Source organism: Streptomyces sp. P17 (genome assembly GCF_032436805.1).
Lineage (GTDB): Bacteria > Actinomycetota > Actinomycetes > Streptomycetales > Streptomycetaceae > Streptomyces.
The window spans coordinates 57,177-73,517 of sequence record NZ_JAVRBF010000026.1 but is presented as its reverse complement, the minus strand read 5'-3'; the positions used below and the strand labels follow the sequence as shown (position 1 = coordinate 73,517).

Sequence of the window (16,341 nt, the reverse complement as noted above, 5' to 3'; positions counted from 1 at the left end):
GATACCCCCGGTTCGGAGGCCGGGGACCCAGTTCGTACCTAATCTTTGAAATAGAAGAGGCCGGCGGCTGGGATTCGGTTCTGCGGAAGACCTCCGAAGATCACCAGGAGCCATTGAATGGCACGCGTTTCCGGTGTTGACATCCCGCGCGACAAGCGCGTGGAGGTCGCCCTCACCTACGTGTTCGGCATCGGCCGGACCCTCTCCCAGGCGACGCTGGCCGCGACCGGCGTCGACCCGAACACCCGCGTTCGCGACCTCTCCGAGGAGCAGCTCGTCGCGATTCGTGAGTACGTCGACAACAACATCAAGACCGAGGGTGACCTCCGTCGCGAGATCCAGGCCGACATCCGCCGCAAGGTCGAGATCGGCTGCTACCAGGGTCTGCGTCACCGCCGCGGCCTGCCGGTCCGCGGTCAGCGCACCAGCACCAACGCCCGCACCCGCAAGGGCCCGCGTCGCGCCATCGCCGGCAAGAAGAAGCCGGGCAAGAAGTAGTCCTCAGCGGACTTCGCAGTCCAGCGGTCTTCGCTGTAGGACCGACCACCTCCCGTAGGAGTACAGATGCCCCCCAAGGGTCGTCAGGGCGCTGCCAAGAAGGTGCGCCGCAAGGAAAAGAAGAACGTCGCTCACGGCCACGCGCACATCAAGAGCACGTTCAACAACACGATCGTCTCCATCACGGACCCGTCCGGCAACGTGATCTCCTGGGCCTCCGCCGGCCACGTCGGCTTCAAGGGCTCCCGGAAGTCCACGCCGTTCGCCGCGCAGATGGCCGCCGAGTCGGCTGCCCGCCGCGCTCAGGAGCACGGCATGCGCAAGGTCGACGTGTTCGTGAAGGGTCCGGGTTCGGGTCGTGAGACCGCGATCCGCTCGCTCCAGGCGACGGGTCTTGAGGTCGGCTCCATCCAGGACGTCACCCCGACCCCGCACAACGGCTGCCGTCCGCCGAAGCGTCGTCGCGTCTGACGTACGACTGCTTCACGCAGGCTTGGTTTCGGGCGGTACGGCTCTTCGGGGGCGTATCGCCCGTACCCTTGCAGTACCCGTCCCTTTTGCCGGGGGCGGTTCCGTCGGGCGTCAAATAGCGGGCGTCCACGAAAGAAGGATCTGATCCACACATGCTGATCGCTCAGCGTCCCTCGTTGACCGAAGAGGTCGTCGACGAGTTCCGCTCCCGGTTCGTGATCGAGCCGCTGGAGCCGGGCTTCGGCTACACCCTCGGTAACTCCCTGCGCCGCACCCTCCTGTCGTCGATCCCCGGCGCTGCTGTCACCAGCATCCGCGTCGACGGTGTCCTGCACGAGTTCACCACCGTGCCGGGCGTCAAGGAGGACGTCACCGACCTGATCCTCAACATCAAGCAGCTGGTCGTCTCCTCGGAGCACGACGAGCCGGTCGTGATGTACCTGCGCAAGCAGGGCCCGGGTCTGGTCACCGCCGCCGACATCGCGCCCCCGGCCGGTGTCGAGGTGCACAACCCCGACCTCGTCCTCGCCACCCTCAACGGCAAGGGCAAGCTGGAGATGGAGCTCACGGTCGAGCGTGGCCGTGGTTATGTCTCCGCCGTGCAGAACAAGCAGGTGGGCCAGGAGATCGGCCGTATCCCGGTCGACTCCATCTACTCGCCGGTTCTCAAGGTCACGTACAAGGTCGAGGCCACGCGTGTCGAGCAGCGCACCGACTTCGACAAGCTGATCGTCGACGTCGAGACCAAGCAGGCGATGCGTCCGCGTGACGCCATGGCCTCCGCCGGTAAGACGCTGGTCGAGCTGTTCGGTCTCGCCCGCGAGCTGAACATCGACGCCGAGGGCATCGACATGGGCCCGTCCCCCACGGACGCCGCCCTTGCCGCCGATCTGGCGCTGCCGATCGAGGAGCTGGAGCTCACCGTTCGGTCGTACAACTGCCTCAAGCGTGAGGGCATCCACTCCGTGGGTGAGCTCGTCGCCCGCTCCGAGGCCGACCTCCTGGACATCCGTAACTTCGGTGCGAAGTCCATCGACGAGGTCAAGGCGAAGCTGGCCGGTATGGGCCTGGCCCTCAAGGACAGCCCGCCCGGATTCGACCCCACGGCCGCTGCCGACGCCTTCGGTGCCGACGACGACGCGGACGCGGGTTTCGTGGAGACCGAGCAGTACTGATCGGTCGATGCCGGTGAGCATCCGCTCATCGGGTTCCTGACCCCGGTACCTGATACGGCCGGGGCAGACACACAGGAGAAAGAAATGCCGAAGCCCACCAAGGGTGCCCGTCTGGGCGGCAGCGCCGCGCACGAGAAGCTGCTCCTCGCGAACCTCGCGAAGGCGCTCTTCGAGCACGGCCGTATCACCACCACCGAGGCGAAGGCCCGCCGTCTGCGGCCGTACGCCGAGCGTCTGGTCACCAAGGCGAAGAAGGGCGACCTTCACAACCGCCGTCAGGTGCTCCAGGTCATCACGGACAAGAGCGTCGTCCACACGCTCTTCACCGAGATCGGCCCGCGCTACGAGAACCGTCCGGGTGGTTACACCCGTATCACCAAGATCGGTAACCGTCGTGGCGACAACGCGCCCATGGCTGTCATCGAGCTGGTCGAGGCGCTGACGGTCGCGCAGCAGGCGACGGGTGAGGCCGAGGCCGCGACGAAGCGTGCCGCCAAGGACGCCGAGGTAGCCGAGGTTGCCGCTGAGTCCAAGGTCGACGTGACCAAGGACGACGAGGCTGCCGAGGAGTCGAAGGACGCGTAAGCGTTCTGCCGGGGATCGTTTCGTTGGCGGGTGCGGCTTTCGCCGTGGCTTGTCGCGCAGTTCCCCGCGCCCCTAGGGGTGTTGGCGGGTCCGTTCCTTTTCAGGGGCGGGCCCGCTTTGCGTTGCTGAGAGGATCTTTGGGTGAGTGACGACGTACAGCCCGGGTTCGTGCGGGTGCGGCTCGACCTGTCCTACGACGGGACCGACTTCTCCGGGTGGGCCAAGCAGGCCGGGGGGCAGCGGACCGTGCAGGCGGAGGTCGAGAGTGCGTTGCGGACCGTGACGCGGTCCAGGGAGACGTACGACCTGACCGTGGCCGGGCGGACGGACGCCGGGGTGCATGCGCGGGGGCAGGTGGCGCATGTGGATCTGCCGGCGGAGCTGTGGGAGGAGCACCGGGAGAAGCTGCTCAAGCGGCTCGCGGGGCGGCTGCCCAAGGATGTCCGGGTGTGGGCGCTCACCGAGGCTCCGGAAGGGTTCAACGCGCGGTTCGCGGCTCTGTGGCGGCGCTACATCTACCGGGTCGGCGACCGGCCGGGCGGTGTGGATCCGCTGTTGCGCAGTCATGTGCTGTGGCATGACTGGGAGTTGGACGTCGCCGTCATGGACGCGGCCGCCAAGTCCCTCGTCGGGGAGCATGACTTCGCCGCGTACGCGAAGAAGCGGGTGGGGGCGTCGACGGTTCGGGAGATCTTCGACTTCGGGGTGCGCCGTACCGCCGACGGAGTCGTCGAGATCGAGGTCCGGGCCGACGCCTTCTGCCACAACCAAGTGCGGTCCATGGTGGGCGCGTTGCTGTTCGTGGGGGACGGGCATCGCGGGGCGGAGTGGCCGCGGAAGGTGCTCGACGCACGGGTCCGCGACAGTGCCGTCCATGTCGTACGGCCGCACGGGCTGACTCTGGAAGAGGTCGCCTACCCGGCCGCCGACCAGCTCGCCGAGCGGCAGCTGCAGGCGCGGCGGGTGCGGGGACAGGTGCACTGAAGGGGGGCCCTGTGCCACAGGGCCCCCCTTCGGCTCGCGTCAGTCCTGCGCGCGGCGGGAGCGCGTGAACCGCACCGCCGCCCAGCCGAGCGCGGCGAGCGCCGCGGCCACCCCCGCGAGGATGCCGATGCCCGCGGCGCCGGTCACGGCGAGGCTGCCCGAGTCGCCCTGGGCGTCGGTGCCGCCGGTGCTGTCGGAGCCGCCGGTCGTGGTGTCGGACGTGCCGGACGGGCTCGGGGACGGGGAGGCGGTCGCGTCCTCCTCGGTCACCTCGACGGTGAAGCGGATCCCGGCGTCGCCGGCCGACGCGAGGACGTTGTACGTGCCCGGCTCCTGGCCCGCGACCAGCTCGGTGGCGGAGGCCTCGCCGTCGGCGTCGGTGGTCACGGTCACGGAGTCCTCGCCGCCCTCGAAGGCCGGGGCGCCCTCCGCCCCGCTGTCCACGCTGAACTCCACCTCGGTGTCCGCCGCCGGAGCGCCGTTCTTGGTCACCTTGACGGTCAGCGGGTCGGCGAAGGCGTCACCGGGCGTTGCCTGCTGGTCGTCGCCGCCCGTGATCTCGATGGCGTGGCTGGTCCGGCCGACGTGGGCGGTGAAGGTCGTCGAGACATCACCGGAGGTGGCGCGGACCGTGAAGTCGCCTTCCTTCTCGCCGGTGATGACGCTGGGGGACTGGGCGCGTCCCTGGGCGTCCGTGTACACCTGGGTCGGGAAGTCCTCCCACTTCACCCCGAGGCCGCTCGGGTCCTCCGAAGCCCTCCGTCGGCTTGCACGGTTCGGTCCCGGCCGCGGCGGCCGGCCAGGCGCCACCGACTCCGAGACCGCCCACCAGCAGCGCCGCGGCACCCACGGCGCGGGTGCCGCGGCGCAGCGCGGAAGAACCTCTGTTCATGCACCCCTCCAGTGCAGACACAGCCCCCCTGGGGCGTGTGAAGAGTGGTGGGGAGCGAGATTCCCCTGTCTCGTCCGGGCCCTTGAAAAGAAGCAGGACCGTGAGCATCATCCCCACCCGTCAGCGGCTATTTTACTGTCACACCAGTCGCATTGGACACTTGAATTGCGAACGTCTTTGCGACGCAGGGGGGTTGGGCATTTTGTTGCTGATGGGGAGTCACCTTGAGTAAGGGAAGTAAGCACTCCGGCCCGGTGGGCAGGCGCTCGGCATTGCGGGTCATGGGGCTCGGGGGTCTGGTCACGGTCGGCGGCATCGGGGCGCTGGCCACCGCCGACGCCGCGCCCGCCGAGGGCCTGGGGGTACCGCCGTACGCGCCGACCGGACGGCGGCCGCGCTATCGCCGGGCGACCTGGAGCCAGCAGTTCCAGGCGGGGCACGGCTGGACGGCGGGCGGGTCGGGCACCGCCTCGTCGAACCCGGCCGACACCGAGGTCTTCACCCGGGGCACGTCCTCGGTCCGGGTGACCACCGCGGGCAGCGGTGTGCAGTCGTACGTCCGCAAGACCGGTATGGCCGCCATGGATCTCAGCGGCAAGATGATCCGGCTGATCTTCCGGGTCTCGGACGTCAGCAACCTCAGCAGGATCGTCTTCTACCTCGGCAGCTCCGGGCTGAAGAACGCCTTCAGCTGGCGGGTGCACACGCATGGCGGCGGCACCAACTACGTGCAGTCCGGGGAGTGGGTGACGGTCCATCTGCAGTGGGCCGACGTGAGCAGCGCGTCCGGCACGTACACGCTCTCCGCGCAGGGCGCTCCGTCCGTGCGGACGGGCTTCACCGACATGTCCTTCGCGGTCTACGACGACGCGGCGGCCCCGGTGACGTACCACCTGCAGACGGTCGAGCTGGTGCCCGACACCGAGGCGGTGTTCCCCAAGGGCGTCGTGTCCATCACCTTCGACGACTCGCACAGGTCGGTGCACGATCTCGCCCGTCCGGTGATGGACCCGTTCGGCATGCCGGGAACGCTCTACAACATCGCCGACGTGATCGGCACCGGATCCTTTGTGAAGCTCGCGCAGATGCGCTCGCTCCAGGACTCCTCCGGCTGGGAGATGGCCGGCCACTCCTATGCCAACGCCACGCACACGGCGAGTTACCCCAAACTCACCGCCCAACAGGTCGACGAGGATTTCGCAAAGCTGCGGGAATGGCTCGTCGGCAACGGATTCACCAGCGAGCACTTCGCCTATCCGCACGGCGCATTTCAGAAGACCACCGACGGAGTGCCCGTCGATCTGCTCGCCACCCGCCACTTCACCACCGCGCGCACGATCATTTCCGAGACCATCGAGAGCTTCGCGCCAGCCATGCCGTACCGGCTCAAATCAATGACCGGGATCACCGACGGAACGGGAATCGGCGGCACCGCGCTGAGCAAGGTGATCGGCGCGGGCGGAGCGCTGGACCGCTGTGCCGGCAGCGGCAGCTGGCTGATCCTGTGCCTGCACAAGGTCGTCACCGGTACGCCGGCGGCGAGCACCGAGATCAGCCAGGCCGGTCTCCGTACGCTGATGACGGAGATCGACAAGCGGGAGATCGAGGTGCTCACCGTCCAGGAGGCGATGGCGTACTACAGCTGACCCCGGCTAGTGCCGCGGCAGGCGACGTTTGCCCGTCAAGGAGCGGCGTCCGGTGCGTGCTCTCGGCGTGCCGGCCGGAAGCCCTCGTGCTGGATGTACTTGGGCTTTCGGCCGGTGCGGCGAGAGTGCGTGCCGGGCGTCGCGACGGGGCGAACGTTGCCTGTCGCGGCACTAGCGGCGGTCACCGAACCAGCCGTCGTCCTGGTGCTCCGGGGCGTACGGCTGGTTCTCCGGGGTCCAGTGCTGCTGCTGCTGTTGCTGCTGCTGGGGGTACGGACCCTGGGGCTGCTGCGGGATGTGCGGGATGTACGGCTGCTGGGCGTGGCCCTGGTGACCCTGGTGGCCCTGCCACTGGCCGTACCCCTGCGGGTGCTGCTGCTGGTACGGGTCCTGCGGCTGGCCGCCGTACGGCTGCTGCTGCTGCTGGTGGTGCGGCTGCGGCTGCTGCTGGTACTGCTGCTGGTGCTGCGGCGCCACATAGCCCTGCGGAGGTATCGGCTGCGGCTGTGTCACGCCGTTCCACGCCACCTGCTGCTGGGGCGCGTTGCGGCCCATGTCGTGCAACTCGCCCTGGGTGTGGCCGGTGTAGGCCTGCGCCATGCCGTTGGGGTTGCGCGGGGAGGCGTGCGGGGCGGTACGCGCGAGGGCGATGCCCTCCAGGCGCATCATCTCGATCGTGGAGGAGACCTGCTGGGACGAGTACTCGTCCTCTTCCTCGTAGACCGCGGACACGTCCTGCTCGTGGTCGCCGGCGACGGAGACCTCGACGCCGCCCTGACGGGTGCCCCAGCTGCCCTTGTGCAGGGTGAGCAGGGCGTAGAACCGCAGCGGGGTCAGCAGGAGCAGCTGGATGACGCCGTACAGCGGCGCCAGCAGGAACATGCCGAAGCGTTTGATGAAACCCATGCCGCGGCGCGGGAAGTCCAGGTACCGGACATTGCGCAGGTACCCCATGAGGACCATGAAGACCAGGTAGTCGCCGATGTGGTTGAGGAACCGCTCCGGCTGCATGATCGGCAGGATGACCATGGAGTAGAACATCGCCGAGCCGAAGATCAGCCACAGCGCGAGTTCCATGCAGGTGAGCCAGAATGCGGGGCGGTACTTCTTCTGGTGGGTGAAGGCCCACAGGGACTCACGGAAGAAGGACTTGTTCCAGCGGACCTGCTGGCGCAGGAAGTGCGGCAGCTTCTCGGGGACGGCGGTGTAGCCGACGGCCGTCTCCTGGAAGACGACCTGGCCCTCCATCAGGCAGTAGTTGGTCATGCGCCGGTCGTCGCCGAAGACGGCCGGCTTGCCGAGGAACTGCTGGTTCAGGAAGTCCGGCAGGTACTTGCGCACCAGGGTGCCGCGGTACACGGAGAGCGCGCCGCAGCAGCACAGGACCGACTTCAGCCGGGAGTACGCGGCCCGCTCGAACAGGAACGAGTTGCCGTACCTGAGGTCCTGCAGGCGCGTGAAGATGTTGCTGTCGTGGTTGAGCGCGAGGACCATGCCCGTGGAGGCCATGATCTTCGGGTTGGCCATGGGCAGCAGCAGCTCGCGGACGGTGTCCCGGGAAAGGACCGTGTCCGAGTCCACGCACAGGAACAGGTCGGTGTAGGGCGCCGCCTCGAAGCCGAGGGCGAGGGCCTCGCGCTTGCCCTTGTTCTCGGGCTGCACGCTGACCGTGTACTTCACGCCCTGCGCCTCGAACTCGCGGCGCAGCTTCTTCGCGGCCTTGATGCCGGAGGAGTCGGCGCTGGCGTCGTCGATGATGTGGATCTCGTTGGGCAGCCTGCTCTGCGCGAGAAGGCTGCGCATGCCCTGCTCGAACATCACCGGGTCCTCGTTGTAGATCGGGATGACCGCGGTGACCCACGAGTTGTCGAGGAGCATCAGCTCCTCGCGGTCCGCCTTGGCGGGCCGGTAGAAGAGCGCCCCGAACATCTTCAGGGCGAGCAGCCCGAGCGCCCCGAACGAGTACAGACGGAGTGAGTCCGGGTCGAGCTTGGTGACGATGACAGCGGCGATGGCGACGAAGAAGAAGTACGAGACCTTCAGATGCCGTCGGCGCTTGTGGCGGCGGCGGCCGTCGGTGTCGACGGCCCCCGGTATGTAGGTGTCGGTCACAGCTTGACCACCTGGGGATGGTCGGCCGACTTGCCGCGCGTGTCGAAGAGCAGGCGGCACCGGTCGGCCAGCGCGTCCAGGTCGAGTTCGCTGTGCTGCTGGAGAAGGATGGTCAGATCGGCCTCGGCCGCACCGGCGAGGTAGTCCTCGACCCGGGGCACGGAGGTGCCCTCGACGGTCCAGTCCTCGACCCGGGGGTCGTAGTAGGCGAGGTCGGCGCCGCGTTCGAGCAGCAGCTCGGCCACGTCCACCGCGGGGCTCTCCCGCTGGTCGGAGATGTCCGGCTTGTAGGTGACGCCGAGCAGGAGGACGCGCGAGCCGCGGATCGGCTTGCCCTGCTGGTTGAGCAGGTCGGCCGCGCGTGAGACGACATGGGCGGGCATCCGCTGGTTGATCTCCTGGGCCAGTTCCACGAATCGGAACGGTATACCGAGCGAACGTACCTTGTAAGAAAGGTAGTTCGGGTCGATCGGGATGCAGTGACCGCCGACGCCGGGGCCCGGGTAGAAGGGGGCGAAGCCAAAAGGCTTGCTGGAGGCGCAGCGGATGGAGTCCCAGAGATCGACACCGATCTCGCGGCAGAACATCGCCATCTCGTTGACGAGCGCGATGTTCACGTGCCGGTAGGTGTTCTCCAGCAGCTTGGCCATCTCGGCTTCACGCGTGCCCTTGGCCTCCACCACGCTGCCCACGAAGCGCTCGTACAGCGCGCGGGCCGCCTTGGTGCAGTCCGGGGTGGTGCCGCCGACGACCTTGGGCGTGTTCTCCAGGCCGTAGGTCGGGTTCCCCGGGTCGATGCGCTCGGGGGAGAAGGCGAGGTAGAAGTCGGTGCCCGCCTTCAGGCCGCCGGCCTCCAGGCGCGGGCGGACGACCTCGTCGGTGGTGCCCGGGTAGGTCGTGGACTCCAGGACGACCAGGGTGCCCGGCTTGAGGTGGGCGGCGATGTCCGCGACGGCGGAGTCCACCGCGCCGAGGTTGGGCGCGCCGTGGTCGGTCAGCGGGGTGGGCACACAGATGACGACCGCGGCCGCGTCCGCGATGACCTCGGGCGAGGAGACCGCGCGAAAACCCTGGTCCAGCATGGCGCGCACATCGGCGTCGCTGATGTCGTCGACGTGCGACGCACCCGAGGACAGTCCCTGCACCACGGACTGGCTGCGGTCGAGTCCGACGACCCTCAGGCCGGAAGCGCTTGCTGCCCTGGCAAGGGGCAGCCCGACGTAGCCGAGCCCGATGATCACGAGATCGGCAGTGGAGTTTCGGTTCACGGCAATACTTCCCACCCCGGCGCCACCCAAGCCCCCAGCCCGGGCGCACAGTCACAGTCATCCATCGCATACAGGAGCGAGAAGGCTAACAGCGCCCACACAAGTGATCACACATCGCACACAGTCGTTTTTGTCACTCGAAAGCGCGTACAACCCTTCTGCATGGTCATGAGTCGGCCGTTTGTCGACGGATTTCGGTCTGAAACCGACCCCTGGCGCACGGCGCCTCGACGGGTACCCTCTTGCCGATTCCATCCGCCGGGCGCACGCCCCGCGCCCCTGAAGGAGACCCACGTGGCGTCCCGCCGTCAACCACGTCGTCGCAGTGGCATAGCCCGCGCTTTCAAGGTCCTGCTCGCGGTGGCCGTCCTCGTCGGCGGTGTCCTGGCCGCCAAGCCGGTATGGAACCACTTCAACCCGGAGGAGCCCGAGCTCACCGTCCGCTACCGCACCGAGACCTCGGCCGAGGCCGAAGCCGTCCGGCCGTGGCTGGAGGTCTTCAACACCTCCGAGAAGCCGGTGCCGCTGAGCGACGTCACCCTGCGCTACTACTTCAGCGCCGACGGGGACGCGTCGTACGGCTTCAACTGCGTGGAAGCGGCGGTCGGTTGCTCCAACCTGACCGGCACCGTGGTCGCCATGGACGCGCCGGAGGAGGGCGCCGACCACTATCTGGAGCTCGGGTTCACCGGCAAGGCGGGCGTGCTGAAGCCCGGCGCGAACAGCGAGGGCCTGGAGATCCAGCTCTACCGGACCGACCACAAGCCGGTGGACCAGGACGGCGACTGGTCCTACGACGCCTCGAAGAAGACGTACCAGGAATCCGACCGGATCCCCGCCTACAAGCGCGGCGCCCTGGTGTGGGGCGAGGAGCCAGGCGGTGAGGGCGCCGAGGCCTCCGCGAAGCCCGTGTCCCGGGCCGTGCCCGAGCTCCCCGAGGGCGGCTTCTTCGACGACTTCAACTACCGGGGCCCGAAGGACACCGCGCTGTTCAAGCACGGCTGGCTGGTGCGCACCAGCGAGGGCGGACCCGGCATCGAGAACACCTGGACCGCGAAGGGCGTCACCTTCCCCGGCGACGACGAGGCGCCCGGCGGTCAGGTGCTCAACCTGCGCGCCTCGACCGACGGCACGACGGCCGGTACGAAGCAGGCCGCGCTCGGCACCAAGGAGGCGAAGTTCCGCACCGGCACCTACGCGGCCCGGATCCACTTCACCGACAAGCCGACGACCGGCGAGAACGGCGACCACATCAACCAGACGTTCTTCACCATCGGCGGCTCGGGCAGCAAGTACGCGGAGCTCGACAACGAGTACATGCCGAACGGCGGTTGGGGCGCGCCCGGACCGAAGCTCGACACCACGACCTGGCGCAACGCCGACGAGGGCGACCGCGTCACCAGCAAGACCGAGAAGAGCATCGCCGGCTGGCGCACCGTGCTGATCACGGTCGACAAGAAGTCCGTCACCTACAGCATCGACGGCAAGACCCTCTACCGCAGCGGCTCGGACTACGCCCCGCGCGCCGACATGGCGATCAACTTCAACACCTGGTTCGTGGACCTGCCGTTCGCCGGCGACCGTGCCTGGGACATGAAGGTCGACTGGGTCTACTACCAGGCCGGCGAGAAGCTCACGGCGAAGGAGGCCGAGAAGGCCGCCGACGAGTTCCGGGGCAACGGCGTCGGCTGGTTCGACACGCTGACCGAGTCCTGAGGGATCAGCCCGCCTGCGCCGCCGCCGACGCCTGGGCCTCGCCCCGGCGTCGGATCTGGTCGAAGGTGAACCGCTGAAGGTCGTCGTCGACCGCGAACACCTTGGCGTCCTTGGTGGTGACGTCCTTGCCGTTCGTGAACCCTGTGACCGTGAAGTAGGCGTAGCGGCCGTTGGAGTTGCGCGTGGTGCGGCACACGGCGGAGTTGCAGAAGGGCTTCACGCCCTTGCCGGGCAGCGCCTTCACGATGCTCTTGTCGTCGGTCTGGCCCTTGGCCCCGGTCGCCTGTGCCTCGGTGTCGAAGACGGCCACGCCGACCGTGACCGCGACGCCGCCGCTGACGTAGGTGACGCGCATCAGACGGGTGCAGCCGTTCGCGTCGAGGATCTTCGGCAGGGTCTTCAGGGCGGCCGAGGAGCAGTCCTTGGTGTCGGCCGTCGGACCCTTCTTGTAGAGGGTCTCGCCCAGGGTCAGCTGCGAGCCCGGGAAGAGGGTCTCGGGGCTGAGCGGGGCGGTGTCCTTCTTGGCGCTCGCGATGAAGTCGTTCGGGTCCAGCGGGGGCGGCGCGCTCGTCGGTTCGAAGGACGGCGCCGGGCCGGTGGACCCGCTCGGTATGTCCGCGGTCGCGGGAAGCTGCGCGGTCGGCTTGTCGTCGCCGTTGGCCGACACCACGGCCACGGCGACCGCCGCGGCCACCCCGACCGTGGCCAGCGCGCCACCGCCGATGAACAGCAGCCGGCGTCGCTTGTTACGGGACTCGGACGCCTCGGCGAGCGCGGCCCAGTCCGGGGTCTGGCTGTCGCCGCCGCTGTTCCACGGCTGCTGGGAATGCGGTTTCCAGGGATCCCACTGGGACTGGGGACCCCCCTGCTGCCCGAAGCTCATGGGGCGCATCTTAGACGGGGACCGGGGCGTGCCGTTCCGTCTCAAGAAGCCCTGGGACACCTAGCGTTGCGTCGGTGAGCGAGGGCAAAAGCGACATCTCCGGGTGGTTGGTACGACCCGCGTCCTGGCATCTGTGGGCGCTCCTCGCGGCCGTCCTGGGCGCCGCGACGGTCCGCACGGCACGCGGGACCTCGGACGGCGGCATGGACAACGCCATCGTGGTGCGGGCCGCGCGGACCTGGCTGGACGGCGGCTCTCCCTATGACGATCCGCACTTCCTCTATCTCCCGGGCGCCGTGCTGGCCGCCGCCCCCCAGACCCTGCTCTCCCCGACCGCGCTGCGCGTGCTGGTACCGCTCGCGGTGACCGTCTGCCTGGCCGCCGGCTGGGCCTGCGCCCTGCGCCTGCACGGCATCCCGCCGCGCAGCCGGCTCGCCGCCCTGGGCCTGGCGGGCCTCACCGTCGGCTTCGCGCCCTTCGCCCACCTGATCCTCCTGGCGAACTGGACGGCGACGGCCGCGCTCGCCCTGCCGCTGGGGCTGCTGCTGGCGGGCCGGGGCCGGTGGGTGGCGGCCGGCGCGGTGTTCGGTACGGCGATCGCGCTGAAGCCGGTCCTGGTCCCGATGGCGCTGCTGTTCGTCTTCGCCGGACGGTGGCGGGCCCTGGCCGTGATGATCGCCGTCCCCGCGACGGCGTCGGCGGTCTCGGCCCTGTTCCTCCCCGACCCCACGGGCTTCCTGACCCGAACCCTGCCCTTCCTGCTGAAGGGCGACGACGACTTCGTACGGCTCTACGAGGCGTCCCCGGCGGCCGTGCTGCCCAGGCTCGGGGCGCCGGCACCCGTGGCCGGTCTGCTCGCCCTGCTCGCGGCGGCCGCCGGGGTGGTCTGCGCGTACCGGCGCTGGCGCCGCGCCGACCCCGGGCCGCTCAGGCTCACGGAGACGGCGGCGGCCCTGATGCTCTCGGCGTTCCTGGTGTCCAGACCGTCGTACGACCACTACCTGGTGATCGTCGTCCCGCTGCTGGTCGCCTCTCTCCCGTGCGCGGGCTCGGTGGCCCGGGGGCCCTGGTTCTGGCTCGCGCTGGCGCCCCAGCTTCCAGGGGTGACGTGGCCCGGTCTGGAGCCTGTGCAGCGGCGGGCCTTCAAGGACGCTCTCACGCTGTGTGCGCTGACGTTCACGATCGTTTGGCACAATTGGCCGGGGCGGCGGCGAATGCGGGTAAAATCGGTTCCTGCTACGGCAGTGACCTCGTTTTGACCCGTCCGGGGAAGCCCAGGTATTCTGCCTGTTCGTTGTGTATTGGCTTGCTCATTCTCACGGGACGGGCCCTTACACCGGTCCACCGGGCCGATGACCAGCGACCAGCACGCGGTTTGCGTCACCGCAGTGCGGTCAGGGCTGTCGTGATCGTTTCGGTGACCTGTTCAGGACCATTCACTCGAAGCGAAGGCTACGAACCGTGCGTACGTACAGCCCCAAGCCCGGCGATGTGACGCGCCAGTGGCACGTCATCGACGCTCAGGACGTTGTCCTGGGCCGTCTCGCCACCACCGCAGCGACCCTCCTCCGGGGCAAGCACAAGCCGATCTACGCCCCCCACGTCGACACCGGTGACTTCGTCATCATCATCAACGCCGACAAGGTGCACCTGTCCGGCAACAAGCGGACCCAGAAGATGGCGTACCGCCACTCCGGCTACCCCGGTGGTCTGCGCTCCGTCCGTTACGACGAGCTGCTCGACAAGAACCCCGAGAAGGCCATCGAGAAGGCCGTCAAGGGCATGCTCCCCAAGAACACTCTGGGCCGTCAGATGCTCTCGAAGCTGAAGGTCTACAAGGGTGACCAGCACCCGCACGCTGCCCAGCAGCCGGTGCCGTTCGAGATCACCCAGGTCGCGCAGTAAGTCCGGCCACCCCCTAAGACTGAACAGAATCTGAGGAGAATCGTGGCCGAGACCACTGCCGAGCAGCCGCTCGAAGAGCTTGACATCGACAGCTACACCACCGAGACCGAGGTCCCCGTCGAGGGTGAGTACACCTCGGAGTCCCTGGCCTCCCGCTTCGGCGAGCCCCAGCCGGCCGCCGGCCTGGGCCGTCGCAAGAACGCCATCGCCCGCGTCCGGATCGTCCCGGGCACCGGCAAGTGGAAGATCAACGGTCGCACCCTTGAGGACTACTTCCCCAACAAGGTGCACCAGCAGGAAGTCAACGAGCCGTTCAAGGTCCTGGAGCTTGAGGGCCGTTACGACGTCATCGCCCGCATCGCGGGTGGCGGTGTCTCCGGTCAGGCCGGTGCGCTCCGTCTCGGTGTCGCCCGTGCGCTGAACGAGGCCGACGTCGACAACAACCGCGGCCCGCTCAAGAAGGCCGGCTTCCTCAAGCGCGACGACCGTGCGGTCGAGCGCAAGAAGGCCGGTCTGAAGAAGGCCCGCAAGGCCCCGCAGTACAGCAAGCGCTAAGCTTCGCTGCCTGCAGCGCGTACTCGCACTTCAGCAGTACGTCCGAACGCCCCGGCGGCACGCCACAGTGCCGCCGGGGCGTTCGTTTATCACAGCCATGGGCGTATAACGGCACAAGACGTTCAAAGGCTTGTGTGATCGGGTGATCTTGGGCGATCTCCGAAGATGATCTCGAAAGTGACGCTTCATCAGCTTCATCAGGAGGACAAGTGGGACGACTCTTCGGCACGGACGGCGTGCGCGGTGTCGCCAACGCGGATCTGACCGCCGAGATGGCGCTCGGTCTGTCGGTCGCGGCGGCCCACGTGCTGGCCGAGGCGGGCACCTTTGAGGGCCACCGGCCGATCGCGGTGGTCGGACGGGACCCGCGCGCGTCCGGGGAGTTCCTGGAGGCCGCCGTGGTCGCGGGGCTCGCGAGCGCGGGTGTCGACGTCCTGCGGGTCGGCGTGCTGCCGACGCCCGCCGTGGCCTATCTCACCGGCGCGCTCGGCGCCGACCTCGGCGTCATGCTCTCTGCCAGCCACAACGCCATGCCGGACAACGGCATCAAGTTCCTCGCGCGCGGCGGGCACAAGCTCGACGACGAGCTGGAGGAGCGGATCGAGGCCGTCTACGAGGAGCACCGGCGCGGTGAGCCCTGGGAGCGGCCCACCGGCGCGGGCGTCGGCCGGGTCCGGGAGTACGACGAGGGCTTCGACAAGTACATCGCCCACCTCGTCGCCGTACTGCCCAACCGGCTCGACGGGCTGAAGATCGTCCTCGACGAGGCGCACGGGGCCGCTTCGCGGGTGTCGCCGGAGGCGTTCTCGCGGGCCGGGGCCGAGATCATCACGATCGGCGCCTCGCCCGACGGGCTCAACATCAACGACGGCTGCGGCTCGACCCATCTCGATCTGCTGAAGGCCGCCGTCGTCGAGCACGGCGCGCACTTCGGCATCGCCCACGACGGTGACGCCGACCGCTGTCTGGCCGTCGACCACACCGGCGAGGAGGTGGACGGCGACCAGATCATGGCCGTCCTCGCGCTGGCGATGCGGGAGCGTTCCGCACTGCGCTCAGGCACCGTTGTCGCGACCGTGATGTCCAACCTCGGGTTCAAGCTGGCGCTGGAGCGGGAGGGACTGAAGATCGTCCAGACCGCCGTCGGTGACCGGTATGTGCTGGAGGAGATGAAGGAGCACGGGTACACGCTGGGCGGTGAGCAGTCCGGGCATGTGATCATCCTCGATCACGCGACGACCGGGGACGGCACGCTGACGGGCCTGATGCTCGCGGCTCGGGTCGCCGAGACCGGGCGGTCGCTGCGGGAGCTGGCCTCTGTGATGGAGCGGCTGCCGCAGGTGCTGATCAATGTGCCTGATGTCGATCGGTCGCGGGTGAAGACGTCCGGGGAGCTGGCTGCCGCTGTCGCGGAGGCGGAGGCGGAGCTGGGGTCCACGGGGCGGGTGCTGCTGCGGCCCTCCGGGACCGAGCCGCTGGTTCGGGTGATGGTCGAGGCGGCGGATATTGATCAGGCTCGGGCTGTTGCCGGGCGGCTGGCCGATGTTGTGAAGTCGGCGCTGGGTTAAGACTTCGGGTTCGGGGTGGGGGGTTCTGTGCTTCGCGGGCTGCGGGTTGTCTGTGGCTTGTCGGGCCCACGCGGCGGAGCCGC

General features: G+C 68.6%; 15 protein-coding genes. 11 read left to right on the top strand and 4 right to left on the bottom strand.

The genetic code is table 11. The features are described from left to right. The first annotated feature begins 117 nt into the window (after positions 1 to 117). The 5 genes from rpsM (at position 118) to truA (ending at position 3,713) form a co-directional block, all read left to right on the top strand. Positions 118 to 498 carry a 30S ribosomal protein S13 gene (gene rpsM / locus RMT89_RS18585; RefSeq protein ID WP_015658452.1) on the top strand — a complete coding sequence of 127 codons (381 nt, stop codon included), beginning with the start codon at positions 118 to 120 and terminating at the stop codon, positions 496 to 498. A gap of 66 nt (positions 499 to 564) precedes the next feature. Continuing rightward, a complete protein-coding gene (rpsK, locus tag RMT89_RS18580) occupies positions 565 to 969 on the top strand; it encodes a 30S ribosomal protein S11 (protein WP_003956432.1) in 405 nt (134 codons plus the stop codon). A 152-nt stretch (positions 970 to 1,121) separates the two neighbouring features. After that, positions 1,122 to 2,144: a DNA-directed RNA polymerase subunit alpha gene (locus RMT89_RS18575; RefSeq protein ID WP_053661878.1), complete on the top strand. Its 1,023-nt coding sequence runs from the start codon at positions 1,122 to 1,124 to the stop codon at positions 2,142 to 2,144. Positions 2,145 to 2,228: 84 nt separating this feature from the next. Then, on the top strand, positions 2,229 to 2,729 hold the full coding sequence (gene rplQ, locus RMT89_RS18570) for a 50S ribosomal protein L17 (protein WP_315884868.1): 501 nt from the start codon (positions 2,229 to 2,231) through the stop codon (positions 2,727 to 2,729). Positions 2,730 to 2,870: 141 nt separating this feature from the next. Next, on the top strand, positions 2,871 to 3,713 hold the full coding sequence (truA, locus tag RMT89_RS18565) for a tRNA pseudouridine(38-40) synthase TruA (RefSeq protein ID WP_315884867.1): 843 nt from the start codon (positions 2,871 to 2,873) through the stop codon (positions 3,711 to 3,713). A 39-nt stretch (positions 3,714 to 3,752) separates the two neighbouring features. Here truA and RMT89_RS18560 read toward each other — a convergent pair whose 3' ends face one another. After that, positions 3,753 to 4,442, bottom strand: coding sequence for a hypothetical protein (locus tag RMT89_RS18560; protein ID WP_315884866.1), 690 nt, complete (start codon positions 4,440 to 4,442; stop codon positions 3,753 to 3,755). A 387-nt stretch (positions 4,443 to 4,829) separates the two neighbouring features. On the opposite strand from RMT89_RS18560, the gene RMT89_RS18555 reads away from it, so the two are divergent. Next, positions 4,830 to 6,251: a polysaccharide deacetylase family protein gene (locus tag RMT89_RS18555; protein WP_315884865.1), complete on the top strand. Its 1,422-nt coding sequence runs from the start codon at positions 4,830 to 4,832 to the stop codon at positions 6,249 to 6,251. A gap of 171 nt (positions 6,252 to 6,422) precedes the next feature. Here the strand turns inward: RMT89_RS18555 and RMT89_RS18550 are convergent, their stop codons facing one another. Both RMT89_RS18550 and RMT89_RS18545 read right to left on the bottom strand, forming a co-directional pair. Beyond that, positions 6,423 to 8,363, bottom strand: a complete 1,941-nt coding sequence (locus tag RMT89_RS18550; protein WP_315884864.1) for a glycosyltransferase — start codon at positions 8,361 to 8,363, stop codon at positions 6,423 to 6,425. After that, complete coding sequence (locus RMT89_RS18545; protein WP_315884863.1) at positions 8,360 to 9,631, bottom strand: nucleotide sugar dehydrogenase; 1,272 nt, start codon at positions 9,629 to 9,631, stop codon at positions 8,360 to 8,362. Before RMT89_RS18545 ends, RMT89_RS18550 begins: the two co-directional genes overlap by 4 nt. Positions 9,632 to 9,925: 294 nt before the next feature. Here RMT89_RS18545 and RMT89_RS18540 point away from each other — a divergent pair, with 294 nt between their 5' ends. Beyond that, the gene (locus tag RMT89_RS18540) at positions 9,926 to 11,347 is read left to right on the top strand and encodes a cellulose binding domain-containing protein (protein ID WP_315884862.1); all 1,422 of its coding nucleotides are present in this window, start codon (positions 9,926 to 9,928) and stop codon (positions 11,345 to 11,347) included. A gap of 4 nt (positions 11,348 to 11,351) precedes the next feature. Here the strand turns inward: RMT89_RS18540 and RMT89_RS18535 are convergent, their stop codons facing one another. Beyond that, positions 11,352 to 12,230, bottom strand: a complete 879-nt coding sequence (locus RMT89_RS18535) for a hypothetical protein (protein WP_315884861.1) — start codon at positions 12,228 to 12,230, stop codon at positions 11,352 to 11,354. Positions 12,231 to 12,304: 74 nt separating this feature from the next. Between RMT89_RS18535 and RMT89_RS18530 the strand changes: the two genes are divergently transcribed. From RMT89_RS18530 to glmM, 4 genes are all read left to right on the top strand, one after another. After that, positions 12,305 to 13,489 carry a glycosyltransferase family 87 protein gene (locus tag RMT89_RS18530; RefSeq protein ID WP_315884860.1) on the top strand — a complete coding sequence of 395 codons (1,185 nt, stop codon included), beginning with the start codon at positions 12,305 to 12,307 and terminating at the stop codon, positions 13,487 to 13,489. A 202-nt stretch (positions 13,490 to 13,691) separates the two neighbouring features. Beyond that, on the top strand, positions 13,692 to 14,135 hold the full coding sequence (rplM, locus tag RMT89_RS18525; protein ID WP_315884859.1) for a 50S ribosomal protein L13: 444 nt from the start codon (positions 13,692 to 13,694) through the stop codon (positions 14,133 to 14,135). A 42-nt stretch (positions 14,136 to 14,177) separates the two neighbouring features. Further along, the gene (gene rpsI / locus RMT89_RS18520; RefSeq protein WP_315884858.1) at positions 14,178 to 14,690 is read left to right on the top strand and encodes a 30S ribosomal protein S9; all 513 of its coding nucleotides are present in this window, start codon (positions 14,178 to 14,180) and stop codon (positions 14,688 to 14,690) included. Positions 14,691 to 14,899: 209 nt separating this feature from the next. Beyond that, positions 14,900 to 16,258 (top strand): phosphoglucosamine mutase, encoded by a 1,359-nt coding sequence (gene glmM / locus RMT89_RS18515; protein ID WP_315884857.1) that lies wholly within the window; start codon positions 14,900 to 14,902, stop codon positions 16,256 to 16,258. The last annotated feature ends 83 nt before the right edge of the window (positions 16,259 to 16,341 follow it).

What these genes read in the sequence shown, in the direction of transcription:
- rpsM (WP_015658452.1), top strand. Translation starts at nt 118, where the DNA reads ATGGCACGCGTTTCCGGTGTTGACATCCCGCGCGACAAGCGCGTGGAG.
- rpsK (WP_003956432.1), top strand. Translation starts at nt 565, where the DNA reads ATGCCCCCCAAGGGTCGTCAGGGCGCTGCCAAGAAGGTGCGCCGCAAG.
- RMT89_RS18575 (WP_053661878.1), top strand. Translation starts at nt 1,122, where the DNA reads ATGCTGATCGCTCAGCGTCCCTCGTTGACCGAAGAGGTCGTCGACGAG.
- rplQ (WP_315884868.1), top strand. Translation starts at nt 2,229, where the DNA reads ATGCCGAAGCCCACCAAGGGTGCCCGTCTGGGCGGCAGCGCCGCGCAC.
- RMT89_RS18535 (WP_315884861.1), bottom strand. Translation starts at nt 12,230, where the DNA reads ATGAGCTTCGGGCAGCAGGGGGGTCCCCAGTCCCAGTGGGATCCCTGG.